This window comes from Streptomyces sp. NPDC025651, from assembly GCF_055558735.1.
The window spans coordinates 49,439-73,078 of record NZ_JBVHLZ010000011.1 but is presented as its reverse complement, the minus strand read 5'-3'; the positions used below and the strand labels follow the sequence as shown (position 1 = coordinate 73,078).

The window sequence follows — 23,640 nt, the reverse complement described above, 5'->3', positions numbered from 1 at the left end:
CGTGCGGTCGATCAGGGGCAAACGAGCCGGTAGCCGAGCCCCCGCACGGCGTCGATGGTGCAGGAACTGGCGGGCGGCTGGGCCAGGCGTTTGCGCAGGCGGCCGATGTGGACGCTGAGGGTGTTGCTCTCGGGGACGTGGGCGCTGCCCCAGACCTGGTCGAGCAGCGCCTCGCGGCTGACGACCTGGTTGGGCCTGGCCATGAGGCAGGCAAGGAGCTGGAATTCGCGCAGCGGCAGCATCGTCACGGTGCCGTGGCGGCGGAACTGGTAGCCGACGGGGTCGAGTTCGAGATCGCCCGCCCGCAAGGGCACGGACGTCACCAGGAGCGGCCGCGGTTCGGCCGAGGTGCCCGCGGTGGCCAGGCGCAGCAGGTCGAGGGGGCCGTAGGGGCGGGGCAGGCACGCGGCGGCCCCCGCGGCCAGGCCCAGCGAGATCTGCTCGCCCTGGCCGGGGCCCGCGGCGAGGACCACGGCCAGGTCGAGGCGGCGGCGCAACAGCCTTACGGTGGCGTGGAGTTCGTCACCGGGCAGGCCGATGTCCAAGAGGACCGTGTCGGGGCGTGTGGCGGCGGCTTCCACCAGGAGTTCCGGCAGGGTCTGGCAGACGGTGATCTCCACGGCCTTGTCCGCCAGTTCGTGCTGGACCCGCGTCAGGAGCTGCCGGTCGCGGTCGGCGACGAGGAGCCTCGGGACGGCCCCGGGCTCCTTCCCGCGCCGCCCCCGCTCTGCTCCGGTGCCCGCTTCGGTGCCCGCTTCGAAGGCCATGACGTCATCCGAACCGGCCGGATATGTAGTCCTCGGTCCGCTGGTCGCTGGGGCCTTCGAAGATCTTCTCGGTGTCGTCGACCTCGACGAGCCGCCCGTGGCGTTCGCCCTTGTCGTCGACGTCGGCGGTGAAGAAGGCGGTGCGGTGCGAGACGCGGGCCGCCTGCTGCATGTTGTGCGTGACGATGACGATGGTGAACTGCGCGGTCAGCGTCGCCATCAGGTCCTCGATCTTGGCGGTGGCGATGGGGTCGAGCGCCGAGCAGGGCTCGTCCATCAGGATCACCTCGGGGCGCACGGCGATGGTGCGGGCGATGCACAGCCGCTGCTGCTGTCCGCCGGAGAGGGCGAGCGCGCTGCCGCTCAGCTTGTCCTTGACCTCGTCCCACAGGGCGGCGTCCTTGAGTGCCTTCTCGACGATGTCGTCGAGGGCGGCGCGACCGCGCTCGCCGTTCACGCGCGGGCCGTAGGCGATGTTGTCGTAGACGGACTTGGGGAAGGGGTTCGGTTTCTGGAAGACCATGCCGATGCGGCGGCGGACCTCGATGGGGTCGACGTGCTCGGCGTACAGGTCCTCGCCGTGGTAGGCGACCTTGCCCGCGACGCGGGCGCCGGGGATGAGGTCGTTCATGCGGTTGAGGCAGCGGATCACCGTCGACTTGCCGCAGCCGGAGGGGCCGATGAGGGCGGTGATCTGGCGCTGCCTGACGGCGAGGTTCACCTCGCGCACGGCTTCGTAGTCGCCGTAGAAGACGGACAGGTCCTTGAGGTCGAAGACGGAGCCGCTCGGCGCGAAGTCGACGCGGGCCACGTCGTTCAGGGCCGTTCCGGACATGGCGGGGTCACCAGCGCTTTCCGTACTTGTTGCGGATGAAGATGGCGAGGGAGTTCATCGCGAGCAGCAGCACGAGAAGGGCGACGATGGCCGCGGCGGCGAGCGCCGCGAACTCCTCGCGGGACTGGCTGGTCCAGTTGAAGATCTGGATGGGCAGGACGGTGAACGCGGAGTTGATGCCGTCCGGGTTGAACGCGACGTACGTGAGTCCGCCGAGCAGCAGCAGCGGCGCGGCCTCGCCCATGGCGCGCGAGAGGGCGAGGATCGACCCGGTGGCGATGCCGGGCAGGGCTGCGGGCAGGACCTGGCGCCGCACGGTCTGCCACTTGGTCGCGCCGAGGGCGAGCGAGCCGAGCCGGATGGAGTTCGGCACGGCCCTGATCGCCTCACGCGACGCGATGATCACGATGGGCAGTACGAGCAGCGCGAGGGTCAGTGACGCGGTGAGGATGGTGGTGCCGAGGCCCATGCCGCGGGCGATCAGGCCGAGCCCGAGGATGCCGTAGACGATCGAGGGCACGGCGGCGAGGTTCTGGATGTTCAGCTCCAGCCAGCGGTTGTACCAGCGGGTGGGGTCCGCGTACTCCTCCAGGTGGATGGCCGCGGCCACCCCGACGGGCAGGCACAGCAGCCCTGTCAGGCCGACCACCCACACCGAGCCCCAGATCGCGGACTGCGCGCCGGCCCGCTCCGGGTGGCGGATGGAGGGGAAGTTGTTCCACAGTCGGCTGTCGAGCCTGCTGACGCCTTCGTAGAGGACGTACGCGATGAGGACGGCCAGAAAGAGCAGTGCGATCGCGAGGGAGGCGAGCAGGACGAGGCGGAAGGCGGTGTCGGCGGGGCGGCGGCGCTTGTGGCCCAGGGGTGTGGGCGGCACGGGCTTGGTCATGACGGGCGTGGGGGCGGTCATTCGTACACCTCCCTGAAGCGGCGGACCAGCCGGATGGAGACGGCGTTCATCGCGAACGTCAGCGTGAACAGGAGCAGTCCGACGGCGAAGAGGGTGTGGTAGTCCACGGTCCCCACCGGCACGTCGCCGCTCGCGGCCTGGGCGATGAAGCCCGTCATGGTCTGCATGGCCTCCAGTGGATTCCACGTCAGGTTGGGCCGGTTGCCCGAGGCGATGGCGACGATCATCGTCTCGCCGACCGCGCGGGAGACCCCGAGGACGAAGGCGGCGACGATGCCGGAGAGGGCCGCGGGGACCACGACGGTCGTGGCGACGACGCGTTTGCTCGCCCCCATCGCGTACGCGCCGTCGCGCAGCGAGTGCGGCACCGCGGAGAGGGCGTCCTCGGAGAGCGAGGCGATGGTCGGGATGATCATCATGCCCATCACCAGGCCCGCGGAGAGGGCGTTGAAGATGTCGGGGCCCTCGCCCCACGGCCAGATGTCCTGCAGGCGCGGGGTGAGGAACTTCAGCGCGAAGAAGCCGAAGACGACGGTCGGGATGCCCGCGAGGAGTTCGAGGGCCGGCTTGAGGACCTTGCGGGTGCGCGGCGTCGCGTACTCGGAGAGGTAGATCGCGCTCGCGAGGCCCAGCGGCAGCGCGACGAGCAGGGCGATCACGGTGATCAGCAGGGTGGCGGCGACCAGGGGGAGCACGCCGTAGTGGGCGGGTTCGAAGAGCGGTGTCCACTGCGTGCCGGTGAAGAACTCCTCGACGGAGACCTCGCCGAAGAAGCGGGCGCTCGGCTCGATCAGGGATGCGACGATGCCGACGGTGGTGGCGATGGAGACGAGCGCGGCGGCGACCAGGCCGATCCGGATGAAGCGCTCGCCGTGGCGGGGGCGGGAGCGCCCCAGGCGCCGGTTCGCACCGGCATCCGGGACGCCTTCCCTCTTCCGGGCGGGCACGGACTACTCCTTGCCGCTCTTGAACTTGTCGAAGGTGGCCTTGAGGTCCTTCTCCTGCTCGCCGTTGAGCGGGATGAACTTGGCGTCCTTCGCGACCTCCGCGTTGTTCTCGACGAAGTACTCGACGAACGCCTCGACCTCGTCGCGGCCCAGGGCCTTCTTCGAGGGGTAGATGAACAGCGGCCGCGAGAGCGGTTTGTACGTGCCGTCCTGCGCGGTCTTCGCGCTGGGCGCGACGCAGCCGTCGCCGCCGTCGATCTTCAGGGCCTTGAGCTTGTCGGTGTTCTCCTCGAAGTAGGAGTAACCGAAGTACCCGAGGCCGCCCTTGGATCCGGCCACGCCCTGCACAGTGACGTTGTCGTCCTCGCTGGGGCTGTAGTCGGTGCGGGACTTGCCCTCTTCGCCGTTGATCTGCTCGGTGAAGTAGTCGAAGGTGCCGGAGTCGGTGCCCGCGCCGAACAGTTTCAGGGGCTGGTCGGGGAAGTCCGGGTCGATCTGCTTCCAGTTGTCGACCTTGGATCCGGGCTCCCAGATCTTCTTGAGCTGATCGGTCGTCAGACACTCGGCCCAGTCGTTCTCCTTGGGCACGACGACGGTCAACGCGTCGTTGGCCACCATCAATTCGTCGTACGTGACCTTGCCGTCCGTGCAGGCCTTCTTCTCCTCGTCCTTGATGGGCCGGGAGGCGTCGGAGATGTCGGTCTCGCCCTTGCAGAACTTCTCGAAGCCGCCGCCGGTGCCCGACGTGCCCACGGTGACGCGGACCCTGGGCTCCTCCTCGCCGAACAGCTCGGCCGCGGCGGTGGACAGCGGGGCGACCGTCGAGGACCCGTCCACCTTCACGGTGCCCGAGAGTCCGTCACCGCTGCCGCCGTCACCCCCGCCGCAGCCCGCGACCGCCACCGCCGTCAGCCCGATGGCCGAGAGCCCCGCCAGTCCCTTGCGCACACGATCCACGACGCACCTTCTATCTTTCGACCCGTCAACTGCGGGCTGTCTGGCGGCCGTTGGCCGCCACCAACCCAATAGATAGAAGTACGTCTATGTTAACGGGGCACGAAGCGAAGGTGACCCGCGCCTGAACATGGACAGAGGTCTGTGAAGGGGCGAGGCCCCGCCACCGGTTCCGGCGGCCGCCGGCCGACAAGCCGCTCCTCAGTCGGTCACCTCGACGACGAGGGCGGCGGCGGTGTCACCGGCCGCGCACCCCGTGAACAGGCCGATGCCACCACCCCGCATCCGCAGTTCCTCGACCAGCTCCGCGATGGACCGCAGGCCCGTCGGTCCCTGAGGGTGCCCGAAGACGAGACTGCAGCCGTACGCGTTCATCGCCTCCAGGGGCACACCCGTCTCGCGCGCGAAGTAGAGATCGTTCACTGCGAAGGGGTTGTGCGTGGTGATGGCGGCGACGGACGCGACGGCCCGGTCCGCCGCCTTGAGGGCGGCCTGCGCCGCGGGCACCAGGGCCTGCGGCATGTGGGCGGGGGCCACCCTGGCGAATCCGGCGGCCAACAGGCGTACGCAGCCCCGCCCTTCGGACAGCTCCCTGGCCCGCGCGGTGGTCGTGACCAGCGCGCCCGCCGCCCCGTCCGCGGGATGGGTCTGCGAGGCCGCGGTGTGGGCTCCGCCCGGCCGGACCACCGGGAGGCGGCCGGCACGCGCGGGCTCCACGGCGCGCACGCCTTCGTCCGCCGACAGGTACACCGGACCCCCGTCTCCTTCCGGAAGGTCCACGTCGACCATGTACCGGCGCTGGAAGGCCCGGTCGTCGGCCAGCGACCGCTCGTACTGCTCGGAGCGCAGAACGGCGAGCGCATCCGTGTCGGCGCGCGTGAATCCGCTGTCGGCCGCGACGTTCTCCGCGGTGGCCAGCATGTCCTCGCCGGTACTCGGGTCGCGCGCGAAGCTGTCCCTGACCCAGTCCTCCGACACGGTGGTCCGCTCCGGCGCCGACGGGGCGGGCCAGTCGAGCCTCGGCCCGTTGCTCGTCCGGTCCGCCACCACGACCAGCTGCGGCCCCGTGCCGCCCTCCACGGAGCCCGCGGCCTGGTGCAGGGCCGCCACGGACGTCGCGCACGCCTGACTGATCATGGGGCCGGAGACCGCGGGCATGCCGAGCCGGGATGCGACGGTCGGCCCCCCGTAGAAGATGGCGGGCTGCGGCACGGTCCACCCGAGCACCAGCCCTTCCACCTCGCCGCGGTCGACGTGCCGTTCGTCCAGCGCCCGGCCCGTGACGCCCACGGCGACCTCCAGGCTGGAGCGGCCGGCGAGGCTGCCGCCCCATCTCGCGAACGGCGACGACCAGATCCCGCTCAGCGGGACCGCCACGTCCTGGTACGTCACACCGGATGCCATGCGACACCGCCTCAGCTGTCGAGGGTCCGCGGCGCGCGGTCACCCGGATCCGCGTCCTCGTCCGCGGCCGCCTTCGCCACGAACAAGGCGACGCTGCCCCGGACTTCGATCCAGTGCCAGTCGAAGTGGCGCTCCAGCGCTTCGTGCAGCATCGGCACACTGTCCAGCTGGTTGTGGAAGGACCCCTGGCGCTGGTACAGCCGGTTGAACGCGCCGGAAACCGGGGTGTGGCGCACGCCCCGGGTCAGCACCGTGCTGCCGAACAGGACGCCACCGGGCGCGAGCACCCGGCGCAGGTGCTTGAACACCAGCTGCTTGCCTTCAGGGGGATTCGGCACGCAGTGGAGCACGTAGTTGAACGCGATCGAGCCGAAGCCGGGGCCGCCGAAGTCCGGGAGGGGTTCGAGTACGTCGGCCCGCACGGTGCGCGGCGCGAATCGGCTCAGGCGCTGGGCGACGAACCGCAGCGGGTCGGGGTTGAGATCGAGCAGCGTGAGGTCAGGGGCCGCCGTCGGAAACCGGCAGTGATCGAGGTAGTAGCCGGATCCTGGCCCCACCTCCAAGTGCGATGAGCTCACCCAGGAGTTGTAGTGGCCGATGAGGCGCGCCTTGGGGCAGCGCCACAGGAACCGGTTGGAGGCCTTCACCACCACGGCGTCGTAGAGGCGAAGGCGCCTTTCCTCGTAGTAGGGCTGTCCGTCGAGCTCTGCCTCCGGCGAGGAGGCCGATGCGGGTGCCTGAACGGTCATGGATGCGTACCCCTTGAGAGCGGTCGTGGAGGTGGGTGGAGGTCAGTAGCTGCCGAGTCCGCCGCAGACGTTGAGTGCCTGGGCCGTCACCGAGGCCGCCAGGGGGCTGACCAAGTACCGCACCATCGCGGCGACTTCTTCGGGGGTCGAGTAGCGGCCGAGCGGGATCTTCGACTCGAAGTTCGCCAGGACCTGGTCCTCGGTCACGTCGTTCAGCTTCGCGTAGCTCTTGCGGATGTCCTCCGCCATCGGCGTCTCGACGTAGCCGGGGCAGACCGCGTTCACCGTCGGCCCCGTGGCCGCGTACTCCTTGGCCAGTGCCTTGGTGAAGCCGATGACGCCGGCCTTGGATGCCGAGTACGGGGCGCCGAAGGGCACGCCCTGCTTGCCGCCCGTGGAGGCGATGTTGATGATGCGCCCGGTGGACTGCCGGATCGGCTCGCTGGCGCCGACCACCGCGCGGGTCACCCAGAAGACGCTGTTGAGGTTCGTCTCGATGACGTCGAGCCAGAGGTCGTCGGGGAGTTCGGCGGTGACGCCGCCACCGCCGCGGCCCGCGTTGTTCACCAGGACGCGCGGCGCGCCGTGGTCCCGCACCATGTCCCGCACCATGTCCCGCACGGCCTCGCGGTCACGGACGTCGCAGATGTAGCCGTCGACGTCGAAGGAGTCGTCCTCCGAGCGGAGCGAGGACAGCGCGAGATAGAGGCGGCCCTCGTCACGGCCCGCGATGATCACCTTGTAGCCGTCCGTCAGCAGAGCGTGGGCGATCGCGAAGCCGATCCCGCTCGTGCCGCCGGTGACCAAGGCGATGTCCTTGGGACTGCTCTTGGCGTGTGTAGGCATCAAGACCCTTCTTCCGGAGCTCTTCACTGCGTGGAGGCCTGCACGGCCCCGCGGCCGGTGCGCCCGGAGCCGAGACGAGAGTCCTGGTCGGTGATGCAGCGGCGGTCCAGCGGCACTCGTGCCGTTCTCGAGCGGCCCCGACGCCTGTCCCAGCGCCCCGAACGCCCTTGCTCTCCCCCGGATTCCGCCTGGACCGCCGCTCTACCGCGCCCCGGCAGGGTCTCGAACGTGAGCCGACAAGTTGTCATTACTGGCCTGAGTGTCCTGGCCCCTGGCTCGACGGACACCACGGGCTTCTGGGAAATGATCACGGCGGGCCGGAGCGCGATCCGCAGGATCAGCGCGTTCGACCCCACGACCTTCCGTTCACAGGTGGCCGGCGAGATCGACTTCGACCCGCTGGCGTCCGGTTTCAGCCGCAGGGAAGTGCGGCGCCTCGACCGGGCGAGCCTGTTCTCGGTCGCCTGTGCGAGACGCGCGGCCGCCGAAGCCGGCATCCGGCCGGGCAGCGACATCGATCCGGGCCGATTGGGGGTGACCGTGGGAACCGCTGTGGGCTCGGCCACCAGCATCGAGAGGGAGTACGTCGTGCTCTCGGACGAGGGCCGGGAGTGGCTCGTCGACGAGAAGTACCAGTCCCCGCACCTCTTCGACTACTTCGTGCCGGGCTCGATGGCCAGGGAGACGGCATGGGCGGTGGGTGCCGAAGGCCCCGTCTCCGTCGTGTCGGCCGGCTGCACCTCGGGCATCGACGCGATCGGGCACGCCTACCACCTCATCCAGGAGGGCAGTACGGACGTCATGCTGGCGGGGGCCACGGACGCCCCGATCACGCCCATCGCCGTGGCGTGCTTCGACGCCATCAAGGCGACCACACGGCGCAACGACGACCCCGCGCACGCGCCCCGCCCCTTCGACCGCACCAGGGACGGGTTCGCGATCGCGGAGGGTGCGGCGATGCTCGTCCTGGAGGAACGCGAGCGGGCCGAGCGCAGGGGCGCCGACATCTACGGCGAGATCACGGGCTACGCGTCGCACTCCAACGCGTACCACATGACCGGCCTGACGCCGCACGGCACCGAGATGTCCCGCGCGATCGAAGCGGCACTGGACGAGGCCCGCACCGACGCGACGGCCGTCGACTACGTCAACGCACACGGATCCGGCACCAAGCAGAACGACCTCCACGAGACCGGGGCCATCAAGAAGAGCCTCGGCGCGCACGCCCATGACATCCCGGTGAGCTCGATCAAGTCGATGATCGGGCACTCGCTGGGAGCGATCGGGGCGATCGAAGTGGCCACGTGCGCCCTGGCGATGCGCCACAGCACCGTGCCGCCCACGGCCAATCTCCACGAGACCGATCCGGAATGCGATCTGGACTACGTCCCCCTGGAGGCACGGGGCATGGAGCTCGACACCGTTCTCACGGTGGGCAGCGGATTCGGCGGATTCCAGAGCGCGATGCTCCTGGAGAAGCGGCCGAGGAGGCGAGGATGACCGCGGACACCGTCGTGACCGGGCTCGGGGTGGTGGCTCCCAACGGCCTCGGCGTCGACGACTTCTGGAAGGCGACCCTCGAAGGCACGTGTGCCATCGGGGAGTTGGAGGACTTCGACACCGGCGGATACTCCGCGCGCCTGGCGGGACGGATCAGCGGATTCACCCCGCGGGAACACCTGCCCGCGCGCCTTCTGCCGCAGACCGACCGGGTCACTCGGCTGGCTCTGGTCGCCGCGGACTGGGCCCTGTCCGACGCCGATGTGACGATGGCGGAGCTGGACGAGTTCACCTGCGGCGTCGTGACGTCCAACGCCACGGGCGGGTTCGAGTTCTCGCACCGCGAGATGCAGAAGCTCTGGACCCTGGGGCCCGATCACGTCAGCGTGTACCAGTGCTTCGCGTGGTTCTACGCCGTCAACACCGGTCAGATCTCCATCCGGCACAAGATGCGGGGCCCCGGCGGGGTCGTCGTCGCCGAGCAGGCGGGCGGCCTGGACGCGATCGGCCATGCGCGCCGCCTCCTCCGCAGGGGCCGGGGCAGGCTGATGCTGACGGGCGGTGTGGAGTCGTCCTTCGACCCCTGGGGCTGGGTGTCGCACCTGGCATCCGGCACGGTCAGTGAGGCGGCGAGCAGCACGGACGCGTACCTTCCCTTCGCTCCCGGCGCCAACGGCCACGTACCCGGCGAGGGAGGGGCGATCCTCACCCTGGAGGACGCGGACGCCGCCCGGCAGCGCACCGGCCGGACCCCCTACGGGCGGATCACCGGCTACGCGGCCACCTTCGACCCGCCGCCCGGCTCCGACCGGCCCGGCGGGCTGCGGCGGGCGGCACAGTCGGCACTCGCGGACGCGGGCGTGCGACCGGACCAGGTCGACCTGGTGGTCGCGGACGCGGCCGGCGTGCCCGAGCTCGACGCCGAGGAAGCGGCCGCCCTGCGGGACGTGTTCGGCCCCCGCGGCGTGCCGGTCTGCGCGCCGAAGTCCATGGTGGGCAGGTTGATGGCCGGGGGCGGTCCGCTGGACGTGGTGTACGCCCTCCTCGCCATCCGGGACGGCGTCATCCCTCCGGCCGTCCACGTCGACCGTGTCGTGGACGCGTACGACATCGACCTGGTCCTGGACGAACCACGCCCGTGCGCCATCTCGACGGCCCTCGTGCTCGCCCGCGGGCACGGCGGATTCAACTCGGCCGTCGTCGTCCAGGACGTGCGCTGACCCCTGTTCCTCTCCCCCGGCACCGCCGTTCCCGTACGACGCGTGCCCCGACCCGACCCGGAAGGACCTCAGATGCTCACTCTCGAAGACCTGCGCCTCATCCTCGCGGAATGCGCCGGAGAGGACCCCCAGGACCTGTCCGACGAAGACATCAGCGACCGCCCCTTCGAGGAGCTCGGATACGACTCCCTGGTGCTGCTCGAGACCTCGGCGCAGATCAAGCACCGCCACGGCATCGACATCCCCGAGGACGTCGTCCGGGAGCTGAAGACCGCGCGCGCCGTCCTGGAGTACGCCAACGCCCCTGCCGGCTCCTCCGCCGGCGCCTCGGACTGAGCACACCGTGGCGTCGGAACCGCAGACCAGGAAGGTCGTGTTCCTCTTCCCGGGACAAGGGGCTCAGCACCCCCGGATGGGAGCGGACCTCTACGGCGTCTCCCCGACCTTCACCGGGGCCATGGACCAGGCCTTCGAGGTCTTCGGGGCGTCGGGCCGGGCCATCAGGGACGACTGGCTCGCCGCCACGCCGTCCTCCTCGTACGACGACATCTCCCGCGCGCAGCCGCTCCTGTACGCGGTGAACTGCGCCATGGGCGCCCTGCTCCTGGAGTCGGGCCTCCGGCCTGACGCCCTGCTGGGCCACAGCGTGGGAGAGCTCGCCGCGGGGACGCTCGGCGGAGTCCTCGACTTCGAGAGCGGGCTGCGCTACCTGCACGACTTCGTGCGGATCTTCCGGCACGCCCCGCCCGGCGGCATGCTGGCGGTGGCCGCCACGCAGGAGCGCGTCGCTCCCTACCTGCGGGACGACGTGGTCGTCGGCGCCGTCAACGGACCGCGCCAACTCCTGCTCTCCGGCAGCGACCCCGCGCTGCACCACGTGGAACTCGCCCTGAAGAAGGACGGGTTCACCTGCACGCGCGCGCGGGCGCTCCAGCCCTTCCACAGCCCGGTGATGAGGGCCGTCCTCAAGGAACACGGGCATCTCGCGCGCCGACCACGGCTCCGACCGCCGCACACCCCGGTCTTCTCCGCCTACACGGGCGACGTCCTGGCGGACGGCGAAGCCACCGACTGGGCGTTCTGGTCGGGGCAGGCGGCCCGACCGGTCCTGTTCGGCCCGTCCCTGCGGCGCCTGCTGGCCTCCGGCGACCACGTCCTGATCGAGGCGGGTCCCGGGCAGAGCCTCACCGCACTGGCCAGGCGCACGTCGGCCGTGGCCGCGGGGCGTTCCCTGGCGATCCCGACCCTGCCGCCGCGCCGCGCGGAGGCCGGCGCCGATCTGCACACGTTCACCACGGCCCTGGAACAGCTGCGGATCCACGGACACGCGGCGCACACACCGGTTCCGCACAGCTGACATCGGCCACTCCCGCCGAGCGCGGCGACGAGCCCAGGAGGATACGTAAGACATGCCGTCCACGACGATCGACGACTTGGCTCTGTCCGACTTCAGGAGGGCGTTTCGCGGGGAGGTGGTCCTGCCCGGTGACATCGACTACGACGAGGCCCGCCGCATCTGGAACGGCACCATCGACAAGTACCCCGCCCTCATTGCCCGTTGTGCGGGGACCGACGACGTCGTCACCGCGGTGAACTTCGCGCGCGCCAACGATCTGCTGGTCGCGGTGCGCGGCGGCGGGCACAGCATGGCCGGGCATTCGACGTGCGACGGCGGGATCGTCATCGACCTCTCGGCGATGAGCTCGGTCAGGGTGAGCCGCGCGAGGAAGCGCGCCCGGGTGCAGGGAGGCTGTCTCCTCGGAGCCTTCGACACCGCGACTCAGGCCCACATGCTGGCGACCCCCGCCGGCGTGGTGTCCCACACCGGTCTCGGCGGACTGGTGCTCGGCGGCGGGTTCGGCTGGCTCAGCCGCAAGTACGGCCTGTCGATCGACAATCTGCTCTCCGTCGAACTGGTCACCGCGGACGGGCGGGTGCTGACCGCCTCCGAGACGGAGAACGCCGAGCTGTTCTGGGGGCTGCGCGGCGGTGGCGGAAACTTCGGCGTGGTCACGGAGTTCGAGTTCAAGCTGTACGAGGTGGGGCCCGTCCGCTTCGCGAGCGCGTACTTCTCGCTCGACGAGGGACAGCGGGTGCTGCGGGCCTGGCGCGACCACATGGCCCAGGCCCCGGACGAGCTGACGTGGGCGTGCTATCTGCGGCTGGCGCCGCCCCTGCCCGAGCTGCCGGAGGACCTGCGGGGCAAGCCCGTGATCTGCACGATGGGCTGCTGGGTGGGCGACCCCCACGAAGGGGAACGGCAGATCGAGTCCTTCCTCGCCAAGGGCAAGGCGTACGGGGTGACCAAGGCGACCCTGCCGTACCGCAGTCTCCAGGCGTACTCCTTCCCGGGCGCCGTCGTGCCCGACCGCATCTACACCAAGAACGGGTACATGGCGGAGCTGACGGACGAGGCCATCGACGTCGCCCTCGATTCCGCCTCTCGACTCACCTCGCCCTTCTCCCAGTTGGAGCTGCTCTACCTGGCGGGCGCGGTGGCCCGGGTCCCGGACGGGGCCACCGCCTACAACAACCGCCGTTCGCCGTTCGTCGTCAACCTCGCCGCGGCCTGGATGAAGCCCACCGACGACGCGCACCACATCCGGTGGGCCCGCGACGGGTTCGACGCGTTCGGCCCGCATCTGTCCAGGGGCGGATACGTCAACTTCATGAATCCGGGCGAGAGCGACCGCACCGAGGACTCCTACGGGCGGGCGAAGTTCGCCCGGCTCCAGGCGCTCAAGGCCGCGTACGACCCCACCAACCTGTTCCGTCTCAACCCCAACATCACGCCCGCCGCGCGCTAGCGCGTCAGGCACCGCAGACCCGCCCCGGGCCCCTCGGAGAATCCCCCACGCTCCCGGGCCCGGGGCGATGTCACGTCGCCCACACCGAGGAGCAGCCATGCCGCTGGAGCGCTTCAACCTCTCCACCCTTGTCGACCGGAACCTCGACGACGGCCGCGGCGACAAGGTCGCGTTCCGCTGCGGCGACGAACGGGTCACCTACGCCGAGCTGTTCCGCCGCATGTGCGCGATGGGGCGGGCCCTGCGGGCGCTGGGCATCCGGCGCGAGGAGCGGGTCCTCCTGGCGCTCGACGACTCACCGGACTTCGTCGTCGCCTTCCTCGGCGCCATCAGGATCGGTGCCGTTCCCGTGCCGGTCAATCCACGGTCCCGCGTCGGCGACTTCCGCTTCTTCGTGGACGACAGCTACGCCAAGGCCGTCGTCGCCGACGCCGCGCTGAGCGGCGCCTTGTCGGCCGTGCTGAGCGGGACGGGCGTCACGGTCATCGGTACGGAGGCAGGTGGGAAGTGGCTGTCCCTGCCGGAGCTGCTCGACGCCGACCGGGGCGACCTCCCCGCCGCCGACACCCACGGCGAGGACGTGGCGTTCTGGCTCTACAGCTCCGGATCCACGGGCCGGCCCAAGGGAGCCGTGCACCTGCAGCGGAACGTCGTGTCCACCTGCCGTCAGTACGCCGGCCAGGTCCTCGGGGCCGCGCACCAGGACGTGCACTTCTCCTCCACGAAGCTCTTCCACGCCTACGGACTGGGCAACGGCCTGACCTTCCCCCTGTGGTACGGGGGCTCATCGGTGCTGATGCGCGGCCGGCCCACGCCGGAAGCCGTGCTCGACACCATCGAGCGGTTCCGGCCCACGCTCTTCTTCTCCGTGCCGACGCTGTACAACGCGATGCTCCGCTCCCCCGGCGCCCACCGACGGGACATGTCGTCGGTACGCCTGTGCGTCTCGGCCGCCGAGTCGCTGCCGACTCCCATCTGGCGTTCCTGGCAGGCCGCTTACGGGCTGTCGATCCTCGACGGCGTGGGGTCCACGGAGATGCTGCACATCTACTGCAGCAACACCCCGGGAGCGGAGCGGCCCGGCTCCTCGGGCAAGGCCGTTCCCGGCTATCAGATCAAGCTCGTGGACGCCGACGGGTGCGGCCCGGGGGCGGGCGGGAGCGGGGTGATGTACGTACGCGGCGGGAGCACGCTGTCGGGCTACTGGCACCGCGCGGAGACCACGAGGGCTTCCCTGCACGGCGACTGGTACCGCACCGGGGACCGCTACCGCGTGGACGAGGACGGGTACCACTGGTTCGAGGGGCGGGAGGACGACATGATCAAGGTCGGTGGGCTGTGGGTCGCGCCGACCGAGGTCGAGGACGTGCTCCTGGACCACCCCCGCGTCCTGGAAGCGGCTGTCGTCGGCGTGCGGCAGGCCGACGGGCTCAGTCGGATCAAGGCGTTCGTGGTGCCGCTGGACGCCGCCCGTGTGGACGGTCTGGCCGCGCAGCTCCAGCGTTGGTGCAAGGAGCACCTGCAGCGGTACCAGTTCCCCCATGCCGTCGAGTTCGTCGGTGAGCTGCCCAAGACGGCGACGGGCAAGGTCCGCCGGTTCGAGCTCCGCGCCTGGGGACTGGACCGCGGGGTGGCCTGACGGGCGCGGCGGCACGGCTTTCGTGCGGCGAGCCCGTACCGCCCGCGCTCAGGCGTGGGGGTACGGGCTCGTCGGCCGTGCCGGACCCGCGGGTTACGAGGCGGCGGCGTTCGGGCTGACGTGCAGCCCCGCCAGACGCCACCGCTCGTCCCCGCGCACGGCGACGAGGGTGAAGCGGAACGCTCCGCTCGCGTCGTCGCCGTTGTTGGTGCTCCGCTGCGTCTGCGCCACGAGCACGACCGCGGTGTCCCCGTAGTCGCGGACGAGTACCTCCCCCACCTCGAAGGCGGTGGTGCGCACGGCGCCCGAGCGGTAGCGCCCCGTCCACTGGTCCCGGGTCCGCAGGTAGCCCTTCGGGCCGACGCCGACGAAGTCGTCGGTGAGGAGGTCGCCCAACGCCTGCCAGTCGCCTTGGAGTTCGGCCGAACTCCACTCCCTGACGAGGTCCAGTACGGCCTGTTCGGACGCGGTGGTGGTCATGCGAGCTCCCTTGTCAGCAGATCGGCCGCCAGCGCCTCGACGTACTCCGTGATCGTCTCGTCGCGGTCGAGGAAGGGGACGATCTCGCGGGTCCGCTCGTAGAGGGGCCTGGTCCACGAGGACAGCTTGTCCGCGCCCCGAATGTCCACGGCCTGGCAGGCGCAGAGCAGTTCGAAGGCGACCACGTATGCCGTGTTGGTCAGCACCTCGCGGGCCCGTCGCGCCGCGACGAAGCCGAAGGACACGATGTCCTGGAAGTCCGCGGTGCTGGTCAGGGACTGCACGGACATCGGGACCGTGAGGGCCCGGGTCTCCGCGGTGAGCGACGCCGTCATGAACTGGCCGCCCATCAGCCCCAGTCGCAGGCCCGGGTCGACGCTGCACAGGAAGGCGGGAAGGCCGTTGCTGTTGCTCTTGTCGAGGAAGCGGTCCACGCGGCGGTTGGCCAGGTTCGTCACCGTGGTCAGGGCGATCGAGAGGTGGTCCATGGCCATGGACACGTACTGCCCGTGGAAGTGGCCGTTGTGGAAGACCTCGGCCTCCTCCGGCAGCACGATCGGGTTGTCGTTGGAGGAGTTGAGCTCGTCCTCCAACGTCTCGGCGATCCGGGCGAGGCAGTCCACCACGGGGCCGAGCACCTGGGGCGTGCAGCGGATCGAGTAGGCGTCCTCGATCGCCAGGGATCCGGCCTTGGCCGAGGTGCCCATCTCCCCGGCGAGCGTCGCCTCGGTCTCCTGTTCGTTGACGGCCAGGCGGGAGTCGGCGAGCCCCTCCCACAGGCGCCGTGCCACCTCGCGCTGGCCCCTGTGCGGCTTGACGGTGTGCACCCGGGGGTCGAAGGGCTTCATCATGCCCGCGAGCCCCTCGACGGAGAGCGCCGAGACCCGCTGGTAGGTGTCCACCAGCCGCTGGGCGGCCCGGTACACCATCGTGCCGAGACCGACCATCCCGGAGGTTCCGTTGATGAGCGCCAGGCCGTCCTTGTAACCGAGCTCCATGGGCGGGATCCCCGCCTCGGCCAGTGCCTGGGCGCCGGGCAGCGTGCGGTCGCCGACCCGGGCCTTCCACTGGCCGGCGCAGACGAGGGCGATGGCCGCGAGCGGTCCCAGGTCGCCGCTGGTGCCCAGGGACCCCTTCTGCGGCACGCACGGCACGATGCCCGCGTTGAGCACGGCGACGAGCGTGTCCAGATTCGCGGGCGTGACCGCGGAGTTGCCGCGGGCCAGAGAGACGACGCGCGACAGCATGACGGCCCGGACCGTGGTGTCGTCGAGGTACTCCCCGACGTTGGTCGCGACCGCGTTGATCAGGTTCTCCTGGAGGCGGCGGGCCTGGGCCACCGGGACGAGATGGTCGACGAAGCCGCCCATGCTCGTGTTGACCCCGTAGATGACCCGCTCGTCCTCGACGAACTTCTCGAGGACCTCGCGCGAGGAGCGCACCCGCGCACGGACCGGAGCGGCCAGGTCGACGGGTGTGCGCTCCCTGGCGACGCTCTCGACCTGGTGAAGTCGGACACGTTCCCCTGACTCTACGACGAATGTCACGTTGCGTCCTTTGAGTTGCCGTGAAGCCCCCTTGCGGGGATCTCGATCTGCTTGCGTCTCACGGCAATGTGTCGCCACGCGATCCAGCGGTGCTCCAGGCACGAGCAAGCGGGCCTGGAGGTGGCCACAGCACACGCCCGCCACCCCCGGCCCGCGCTCACCACCGCACGGGCAGCCGCTCGGGTCCCCGTACCTGGAGCCCCGACTTCCACTCGATGCCCGTCTCCTCGTCCGCCGCCCGCAGTCCGGGCAGCCGTCCCAGCAGCGCTGTCATGGCGACGTTCAGCTCCATCCTGGCCAGTTGCGCGCCCAGGCAGTGATGCATGCCGAAGCCGAAGCCGAGGTGCGCGTTGCGCTCCCGTGTCACGTCCAGGCGCGCGGGGTCGTCGAAGGCCTCGGGGTCACGGTTGGCCGACACGGTCGGCGCGAACACCGTCTCCCCCGGCCGGATCCGCACTCCGCGGAGCTCCACTTCCTCGGTGGCGACCCGGGAGCGGAAGGCCCCGGAGCCCAGCGGCACGTAGCGCAACAGCTCTTCCACGGCGCGGGGCATCAGTTCCGGTCGCTCGCGCAGCCCGTCCATCTGCTCCGGGTGGTGGAGCAGGACGTAGGCGAAGTTGGCGATCTGGGCCGCGGAGGTCTCGTGGCCCGCGATGAGCAGGTCCCGCGCGAGGGCCACCACTTCTGTGTCGCCGAGGCGCCCGTCCCCTGTGTCGCGGATCCTCAGGAGCTCGTCGAGCAGCCCGTCGGCGAGCCCGCTCCGCCGGTCCACCAGCTCGGTGAGGTACCGCGTCAACTCCTCGTCGGCCGCCGCCCTTTCCCGCCCGTCGCGGTCCGTGGTGGAGAACAGGGCATGGGACCAGCGCAGCAGATCCGCGTGGCCGGAGTACGGGACGCCGAGCACCTCGCAGATGACCCGGACCGGCAGCGGCACCGCGAAGGCGCTCACCAGGTCCGCGGGCGGCCCCGGGGCCAGCATGTCGTCGATCAGCCGGTGCGCGATCGCCTCGGCCGCGGGCCGCAGGCTGTTGACGCGCCGCACGGTGAACGCCCGCATGACGGTCCTGCGCAGGCGGGTGTGGTCAGGGGGGTCCAGGGACATCAGGAGCCCCTCGCCCGCGGGGGCGGGCTGTGTCCGGGGGGCGTGGGCGTGCGCGGTGGCCGCGCGGCCGAACCGGGGGTCTCCGAGGACCCGCTTCACGTCCTCGTACCGTGTGACCAGCCAGGCGACGCCGCCGTACGGCAGACGCACCCGGCAGATCGGCTCGTTCGCGCGCAACGCGGCGAACTGGGGCTCCTCTTCCAGCCCGGATGCCGGCGCGAAGGGGAAGCTCCGGGGCCGTGCTTCATCGGCGGCCATGGGCGCTCCCGCCGCTCGCCGCCGGGGACGCCGTCCGCCCGGCCGGTCCGAAGACGCGGTCGAGGTGGTACTTGAGCACGCCCTTGGCGTCCTCGGCGGTGCGCTGTCCGACCAACACGCTGGTGCCGAGGCCGTGGTTGAGGCCGAGCAGGCGCGCGGCCTCGGCACGGACGTCCAGTTCCCGGTCCAACTCCCCCTCGGACTGGGCCTGTTCCAGTATCTCCGCCAGTTGCCGTTCGAAGCGGTTGGGGCCTTCCACGAACGGCTTGGCGGCGAGGTCCGGATCGGTCATCGCCAGCACGGCGTACGAGGTCCACACGAGGCGGAAGTTCCGGCTCTGCTCGGTCGTCGGCAGCGACTCGGCCAGGAGTTCCTCCACGTAGGCGCGCGTCGTCGCCGGGCGTGGCAGCTCGGCCAGACGGTCCGACCACCGCGCGTCGCTCTGCCGCTCCAGGTGCCGCAGCGCGGCGTGCATCAACTCGGCCTTGCCGTCGAAGTAGTACTGCACCACGCGGAGCGAGACACCCGCCTCGGCGGCGACCGATCGCATCGTCACCGCGTGCAGACCCTCGCGGCCCGCGAGGCGCACGAGCCCCTCGATGATCACAACGCGGCGCTCGGCGTGGTCGACGATCTTCGGCACGGTCTTCCTCCAAAGCCCGGGATCCTTTTAGGATACGCGTGTATCCAAAAAACCTACGCGAGATCGACGCGAAGACAAGAGGGCCCATGGGACATCTCGAACCGGACGACTCCTTACTGGCGGACACGCCGCGAAACGATCGGGGCAGGCGCGGCCCCGACGGCCGCGCGGCGACATCGGCGGTCCTCGCCCTCGCCTGCGCCGCACAGTTCATGGTCGTGCTCGACGTCTCGGTCGTGAACGTCGCGCTGCCGTCCATCCAGGACGCCCTCGGCTTCGACCCGGCCGGGCTGCAGTGGGTCGTCAACGCCTACGCGCTGGTCTTCGCCGGTTTCCTCCTGCTCGGCGGGCGCCTCGCCGACCTCTACGGCCGCAAGCGCGTCTTCGCCCTCGGGCTCTTCCTGTTCACCGCCTCGAGCCTGGTGGGCGGCCTGGCCAACAGCCCGGCCCTTCTCATCGCCGCCCGCGCGGTGCAGGGGCTCGGCGCGGCCGTCCTCGCCCCGGCCACGCTGACCATCCTCACCACCACGTTCCCGGAAGGGGCGGCGCGCACGCGCGCGGTGGCGACGTGGACGGCGGTGAGTTCCGCGGGCGGCGCCGCGGGCAACCTCATCGGCGGGGTGCTCACCGAGTCCCTGTCGTGGCGTTGGATCCTCCTGATCAACGTCCCGATCGGCGCCCTCGCCCTCGCCGCCGCACTCCCGCTCCTGCCGGGCGATCGGGAGCGCGGACGACGACAGCAACTGGACGTACCGGGCGCCCTGCTGGCCACCGTCGGAGTCGGCGCCCTCACCTACGGCATCTCCCAGGTCGAGAGCCACGGTTGGTCCAGTCCCATGACCACGGTGGCGCTCGTGGCGGGAGTGCTCGCACTGATCGCGTTCGTCGTGGTCGAGGCGCGCTTCGCCCGCGCTCCGCTCATCCCGCCGCGCCTGTTCCGCATCCGGGCGATCTCCGTGGGCAACTCGGTGATGCTGCTGGCAGGGGCCTGCTTCATCCCCATGTGGTACTTCCTGTCGCTCTACATGCAGAACGTGCTGCACTACGGAGCGCTCAAGACCGGCCTCGGCTTCCTCCCCCACACGCTGGTGGGCATCGCGGGCGCGCGCATGGCACCGCGGGTCATGGAGCTCGTCGGGGCCCGCAAACTGATCGTGGCCAGCGCCGCGGTCTCCGCGGCCGGCTTCCTGTGGCAGAGTCAGGCCACGCCCGGCAGCGGCTACCTCGTCGGCCTCCTCGGCCCCGCCGTCATCATGTCCGCGGGAATGGGCCTGCTGATCACCCCGATCACCACCACGGTCACCTCCGGCGTCAGCGACAGCGACGCGGGCGCCGCTTCGGGCCTGATGAACGCGACGCGCCAGATCGGCGGCTCCATCGGTCTGGCCGTCCTCGTCGCCATCGCCGCGGGCCGGCAGCAGACCGCGGCGGCGCTCTCCGACGACTACGGCCGCGCGTTCCTCGCCATGGCGGCGATGCTGCTCGCCGTCGTCGCGGGAGCACTGGCGCTGCCGAAGCCGCGGCAGGAGAGGCCGCACTGACACACCGGGCCTCTCCTGCGACCGGCCGGGAAGGGCGCCCGCCTCCCGCGCGACGGCCCCTCCCGCCCGGTCCTACGACAGGTCCCTCTGCTCGCCGTCGGGGCGCAGGTCACGTCGGATGGCGCGCCCAGCCGGTGTTCACCGCCCCGCGCCCGACCCGATCGTCGGCAGGTACTGCGGTGCCCGCCAGGCCTTCAGGCGGTTCTCCACCGCGGCCCCCAGGGACAGGAGCTCGGCGTCCTGGCGGTCACCGGCCATCAGGAGCACGCCGACCGGCAGTTCGCCCACGGACCCCGCGGGCACCGAGAGGGACGGATATCCGGCGACGGCGGCCGGCGTGGAGGACGGGATGACGTCGTTGTCGCCGCGCGCGCAGTCCGTCGTCCAGGCGGGCGGGTTCGTGGGCGAGGCGATGGCGTCGAGGTGGTGCTCGGCCATGGTCTCGTCGATGGAGCGCCGGGAGAGGTCCTTCAACTCGGCGCGCATCGCCCGGTACTCGGGGTCGGTGGTCGACGGCGCGGCGAGTGCCTGCTCGAACAGCTCCTGGCCGGCGAAGCAGGTCCGCTCCTCGGGGTGGGAGCGGTTGAACTCGATCAGCTCGGCGAGGTCCTCGGGGCCCTCGCGCGTACCGAGGTAGGCGTCGATGTCCCGGTGGAACTCGCTGAGCAGTGCCGGGAATTCGAGTTCGGCGAGCCGCGCCTGGTACGGAGGTGTCACCTCGACGACGACGGCTCCGGCCTTGCGCAGCTTCTTCGCCGTACGGGTCATCAGCGCGTCCACGTCGTGGCCGAGCGAGGGCAGGCGCCACAGCCCGATCCGCTTGCCGCGCAGACTGCCGCCGTGGCCTGCCGCCGCCTCCTTGGCCCTGCCCTCGCTCAGCACGGAGAACGTGAGCGCGGTGTCGATCACGTTGCGCGCCATGGGCCCGGCCGTGTCCTGCTCGGCGGAGATCGGCACCACGCCCGACTGGCTGACCAGGCCGAGGCTGGGCTTGTGGCCGACGACGCCGTTCATCCCGGCCGGGCACACGATGGAGCCGTCCGTCTCGGTGCCGATCGCCACCTGCGACAACGACGCGGCGAGTGCGGCGGCGGAGCCGGAGGAGGAACCGCACGGATTCCGGTCGAGGACGTAGGGGTTGTTGGTCTGCCCGCCCACTGCCGACCACCCCGACGTCGGCTTGGCCGCGCGGAAGTTGGCCCATTCGGACAGGTTGGTCTTGCCGAGGATCACCGCCCCGGCCCTGCGCAGCCGGGTCACCAGCGCGGCGTCGGTCCCGGGCGGGCTCCCGGCGAGCGCGAGCGACCCGGCGGTCGTCGGCATGTCACGGGTGTTCACGTTGTCCTTGAGCAGGACGGGGATGCCGTCGAGCGGCCCGAGGGGCTTGCCTCTTCTGTGCCTGGCGTCGCTGGCGGCCGCCTGGCGCAGGGCCGTCGGGCTGGTGCGCAGCACCGAGTGGATCTTGGGATCGACGTTCTCGATCCGCCGCAGATAGGCCCGGGTCAGGGCCGCCGAGGTCAGCGAACCGTCCGCCATGCGTGCCTGTAACTCCGGGATCGTGACCGTGTCCAGGTCGATCCCTGGTGTGAGCGACTTCCCACCCGTCGCCCCACCGGCCGACGTACGGTCAGTGGCTTGCGCACCGGCGTGCGGCACGCCCGTCAGAAGGGCCCCCGCGACAAGGGCGGCGGTCATTGCGGCAATGCTCCTCTTTCCCATGCGGATCAGCGGACTACACGGGAACCGTCCGGCGCAAGGGGCGCAGAGCATGTCTCCCCGGCCGATGGCCGGTTGACCGGTCCTTCCGGCTGCTCGACGTTCACCGTACGCACCGCTGAGCCGGGGCGAGTTCGCCCCGGCTCGGGCACGTCACGCGACGGCGGTCGCCTCGAGCTCGACCATCAGGTCGGGGATCGCCAGGCGCGTCACCCCGAGCATCGTGGTGGGCGGTGCCACCCCGGCGGCGCCCAGCCGCGAGGCCAGCACGCCGTAGTGCTCGAAGAGCCGGTCGACGTCGGTGGCGTAGACGTTGAGCCGGACGAGGTTCGCGAGGGTCATGCCCGCCTCGCCCAGCACGGCCTCCAGGTTGTCGAGGCTCAGCGTCAACTGCCCTGCCATGTCACCGATGTGCCGGGGCTTGCCGTCACCGCTCATCGCGGTCTGCCCGGAGCAGTACAGGGTCCGGGTCTCCCCGGAGACGATCTCGCCCTGGTGGTAGCCCAACTCCTTTGACCACGCCCACGGGTTGACGGCCGTTCGCTGCATCGCCACATCAGCTCCATTCGATCCACCGGCACCACGTACGCCCATGCGCACGTCCATGCTCGACTCCATGCGGACGTCCATCGGCTCGGTCGCCACCGGCCTTCTCGTCGCGGAAACGACCTTCGCAGCAGATACACGACATCCTGTGTCACGTATCCCTGTCCGCTTCCCTGGAAGGCCATCGCATGCGCGCCGACCGTTTGGTATCGCTGGTGCTCCTGCTCCGGCAGCACGGTCGGCTGTCCGCCACCGCGCTGGCCCGCGAGCTGGAGGTGACCACCCGCACCGTGCTGCGCGACATCGAGGCGCTGTCCGCGGCAGGCGTCCCGGTCTACGCCGAGCGCGGCCGGAACGGCGGCTTCGCGCTGCTGCCCGGTTTCCGCACCGAGCTCACCGGGCTGAACCACGACGAGGCCCTGGCCCTGCTGGTCGCCGGATCGCGGCGCGGCGCGCAGGCGTTCGGGCTCGGCTCCGCGCTCGCCTCGGCGATGCTCAAGGTGGTCGACGCGCTGCCGGAGAGCTATCGGGACACCGCGGCCGGCGCGGCCGAGCGGCTGCTCATCGACCCGGAGACCGACCTCCTCGCGCGCCGGCTGGTCGCCGACGAGACGCCGGACGCCGTCCTGGCCGAGGTCCTGCGCGCGGTGTTCGCCGGACACAAGCTGCGCATCCACTACGCGGCCGTGGAGCAGCCCCCGAAGTGGCGCACGGTGGACCCGATCGGCCTGGTGACCGTCCGCGAGCAGGGCTACTTGCTGGCCACGAGGTCCGGCGCCGACCGCACCTACCGGCTGTCCCGCATCCTGGCCGCCGAGGAACTCACCGTGCTCGCAGAGCGACCGGACCGGGTCGACCTGGGCCGGGCCTGGCAGGAACGCGGCACGCGGTTCCGGACCGGCGGCGACCAGGTCACCGTGCTGGTACGGGTGGACGCGGCGCGGCGGGAGGACCTGGTGGGCACCGCGCTGGCCGTCCTCGCCGAGGAGGCCGACGCGGAAGACGGCCGGCTGCGCCTCGAAGTGACCTTCCAGGACGCGAGGCACGCCGAATGGGCGCTGTGGCAGCTCGCCACGGACGCCGAGGCCCTGGCACCGCAGTGGTTGCGCACCTCGCTGCGCAACCGCGCCGCGGCGATCGCCGAGCGCTACGGAGCCTCGACCGGGCCGGACCGCGACCGCTGAGCGCAGGGCACCGCGCGCGGCACCGCACCCTCGCGACCCTGCATA

General features: G+C 71.0%; 22 protein-coding genes. 8 read left to right on the top strand and 14 right to left on the bottom strand.

Going from position 1 to position 23,640, the window contains the following annotated elements; all coding sequences use genetic code 11:
- Positions 1 to 11: 11 nt before the first annotated feature.
- The 8 genes from ACZ4D5_RS32730 to ACZ4D5_RS32695 all read right to left on the bottom strand — a co-directional run bounded on the left by ACZ4D5_RS32730 (position 12) and on the right by ACZ4D5_RS32695 (position 7,412).
- Positions 12 to 767 (bottom strand): winged helix-turn-helix transcriptional regulator, encoded by a 756-nt coding sequence (locus ACZ4D5_RS32730; RefSeq protein WP_467776092.1) that lies wholly within the window; start codon positions 765 to 767, stop codon positions 12 to 14.
- 4 nt (positions 768 to 771) lie between these two features.
- Positions 772 to 1,602, bottom strand: coding sequence for a phosphate ABC transporter ATP-binding protein PstB (gene pstB / locus ACZ4D5_RS32725; protein WP_467776091.1), 831 nt, complete (start codon positions 1,600 to 1,602; stop codon positions 772 to 774).
- A gap of 7 nt (positions 1,603 to 1,609) precedes the next feature.
- Positions 1,610 to 2,512, bottom strand: a complete 903-nt coding sequence (gene pstA / locus ACZ4D5_RS32720; RefSeq protein WP_467776090.1) for a phosphate ABC transporter permease PstA — start codon at positions 2,510 to 2,512, stop codon at positions 1,610 to 1,612.
- Complete coding sequence (pstC, locus tag ACZ4D5_RS32715; RefSeq protein WP_467776089.1) at positions 2,509 to 3,459, bottom strand: phosphate ABC transporter permease subunit PstC; 951 nt, start codon at positions 3,457 to 3,459, stop codon at positions 2,509 to 2,511. The genes pstA and pstC overlap by 4 nt, the downstream gene beginning before the upstream one ends.
- A 3-nt stretch (positions 3,460 to 3,462) precedes the next feature.
- Positions 3,463 to 4,407: a PstS family phosphate ABC transporter substrate-binding protein gene (locus ACZ4D5_RS32710; protein WP_467776088.1), complete on the bottom strand. Its 945-nt coding sequence runs from the start codon at positions 4,405 to 4,407 to the stop codon at positions 3,463 to 3,465.
- 207 nt (positions 4,408 to 4,614) lie between these two features.
- Positions 4,615 to 5,817 (bottom strand): thiolase family protein, encoded by a 1,203-nt coding sequence (locus ACZ4D5_RS32705; RefSeq protein WP_467776087.1) that lies wholly within the window; start codon positions 5,815 to 5,817, stop codon positions 4,615 to 4,617.
- Between the two features lie 11 nt (positions 5,818 to 5,828).
- On the bottom strand, positions 5,829 to 6,566 hold the full coding sequence (locus ACZ4D5_RS32700) for a class I SAM-dependent methyltransferase (protein ID WP_467776086.1): 738 nt from the start codon (positions 6,564 to 6,566) through the stop codon (positions 5,829 to 5,831).
- A gap of 42 nt (positions 6,567 to 6,608) precedes the next feature.
- Entirely contained in the window at positions 6,609 to 7,412 is an 804-nt protein-coding gene (locus ACZ4D5_RS32695; RefSeq protein WP_467776085.1) for an SDR family NAD(P)-dependent oxidoreductase, read from the bottom strand.
- Positions 7,413 to 7,640: 228 nt separating this feature from the next.
- On the opposite strand from ACZ4D5_RS32695, the gene ACZ4D5_RS32690 reads away from it, so the two are divergent.
- From ACZ4D5_RS32690 to ACZ4D5_RS32665, 6 genes are all read left to right on the top strand, one after another.
- The gene (locus tag ACZ4D5_RS32690; RefSeq protein WP_467776084.1) at positions 7,641 to 8,912 is read left to right on the top strand and encodes a beta-ketoacyl-[acyl-carrier-protein] synthase family protein; all 1,272 of its coding nucleotides are present in this window, start codon (positions 7,641 to 7,643) and stop codon (positions 8,910 to 8,912) included.
- Positions 8,909 to 10,132 (top strand): ketosynthase chain-length factor, encoded by a 1,224-nt coding sequence (locus ACZ4D5_RS32685; RefSeq protein WP_467776083.1) that lies wholly within the window; start codon positions 8,909 to 8,911, stop codon positions 10,130 to 10,132. Before ACZ4D5_RS32690 ends, ACZ4D5_RS32685 begins: the two co-directional genes overlap by 4 nt.
- A gap of 72 nt (positions 10,133 to 10,204) precedes the next feature.
- Positions 10,205 to 10,468: an acyl carrier protein gene (locus ACZ4D5_RS32680; RefSeq protein ID WP_467776082.1), complete on the top strand. Its 264-nt coding sequence runs from the start codon at positions 10,205 to 10,207 to the stop codon at positions 10,466 to 10,468.
- 7 nt (positions 10,469 to 10,475) lie between these two features.
- Entirely contained in the window at positions 10,476 to 11,489 is a 1,014-nt protein-coding gene (locus ACZ4D5_RS32675; protein WP_467776081.1) for an acyltransferase domain-containing protein, read from the top strand.
- A gap of 52 nt (positions 11,490 to 11,541) precedes the next feature.
- Complete coding sequence (locus ACZ4D5_RS32670; RefSeq protein ID WP_467776080.1) at positions 11,542 to 12,939, top strand: FAD-binding oxidoreductase; 1,398 nt, start codon at positions 11,542 to 11,544, stop codon at positions 12,937 to 12,939.
- 97 nt (positions 12,940 to 13,036) lie between these two features.
- Positions 13,037 to 14,578 carry a benzoate-CoA ligase family protein gene (locus ACZ4D5_RS32665; RefSeq protein WP_467776079.1) on the top strand — a complete coding sequence of 514 codons (1,542 nt, stop codon included), beginning with the start codon at positions 13,037 to 13,039 and terminating at the stop codon, positions 14,576 to 14,578.
- Between the two features lie 93 nt (positions 14,579 to 14,671).
- Here ACZ4D5_RS32665 and ACZ4D5_RS32660 read toward each other — a convergent pair whose 3' ends face one another.
- The 4 genes from ACZ4D5_RS32660 to ACZ4D5_RS32645 all read right to left on the bottom strand — a co-directional run bounded on the left by ACZ4D5_RS32660 (position 14,672) and on the right by ACZ4D5_RS32645 (position 18,608).
- Positions 14,672 to 15,058, bottom strand: coding sequence for a nuclear transport factor 2 family protein (locus ACZ4D5_RS32660; RefSeq protein ID WP_467776078.1), 387 nt, complete (start codon positions 15,056 to 15,058; stop codon positions 14,672 to 14,674).
- A complete protein-coding gene (locus ACZ4D5_RS32655) occupies positions 15,055 to 16,605 on the bottom strand; it encodes a phenylalanine aminomutase (D-beta-phenylalanine forming) (protein ID WP_467776077.1) in 1,551 nt (516 codons plus the stop codon). The genes ACZ4D5_RS32660 and ACZ4D5_RS32655 overlap by 4 nt, the downstream gene beginning before the upstream one ends.
- Positions 16,606 to 16,762: 157 nt before the next feature.
- A complete protein-coding gene (locus tag ACZ4D5_RS32650) occupies positions 16,763 to 17,965 on the bottom strand; it encodes a cytochrome P450 (RefSeq protein WP_467776076.1) in 1,203 nt (400 codons plus the stop codon).
- Positions 17,952 to 18,608: a TetR/AcrR family transcriptional regulator gene (locus ACZ4D5_RS32645; protein ID WP_467776075.1), complete on the bottom strand. Its 657-nt coding sequence runs from the start codon at positions 18,606 to 18,608 to the stop codon at positions 17,952 to 17,954. Before ACZ4D5_RS32645 ends, ACZ4D5_RS32650 begins: the two co-directional genes overlap by 14 nt.
- 86 nt (positions 18,609 to 18,694) lie before the next feature.
- On the opposite strand from ACZ4D5_RS32645, the gene ACZ4D5_RS32640 reads away from it, so the two are divergent.
- Positions 18,695 to 20,149 carry an MFS transporter gene (locus tag ACZ4D5_RS32640; protein WP_467776074.1) on the top strand — a complete coding sequence of 485 codons (1,455 nt, stop codon included), beginning with the start codon at positions 18,695 to 18,697 and terminating at the stop codon, positions 20,147 to 20,149.
- A 138-nt stretch (positions 20,150 to 20,287) separates the two neighbouring features.
- Here ACZ4D5_RS32640 and ACZ4D5_RS32635 read toward each other — a convergent pair whose 3' ends face one another.
- Positions 20,288 to 21,844 carry an amidase family protein gene (locus ACZ4D5_RS32635; RefSeq protein ID WP_467776073.1) on the bottom strand — a complete coding sequence of 519 codons (1,557 nt, stop codon included), beginning with the start codon at positions 21,842 to 21,844 and terminating at the stop codon, positions 20,288 to 20,290.
- 174 nt (positions 21,845 to 22,018) lie between these two features.
- A complete protein-coding gene (locus ACZ4D5_RS32630) occupies positions 22,019 to 22,414 on the bottom strand; it encodes a RidA family protein (protein ID WP_467776373.1) in 396 nt (131 codons plus the stop codon).
- 185 nt (positions 22,415 to 22,599) lie between these two features.
- Here ACZ4D5_RS32630 and ACZ4D5_RS32625 point away from each other — a divergent pair, with 185 nt between their 5' ends.
- Positions 22,600 to 23,595, top strand: a complete 996-nt coding sequence (locus ACZ4D5_RS32625; protein ID WP_467776072.1) for a helix-turn-helix transcriptional regulator — start codon at positions 22,600 to 22,602, stop codon at positions 23,593 to 23,595.
- Positions 23,596 to 23,640: the final 45 nt, after the last annotated feature.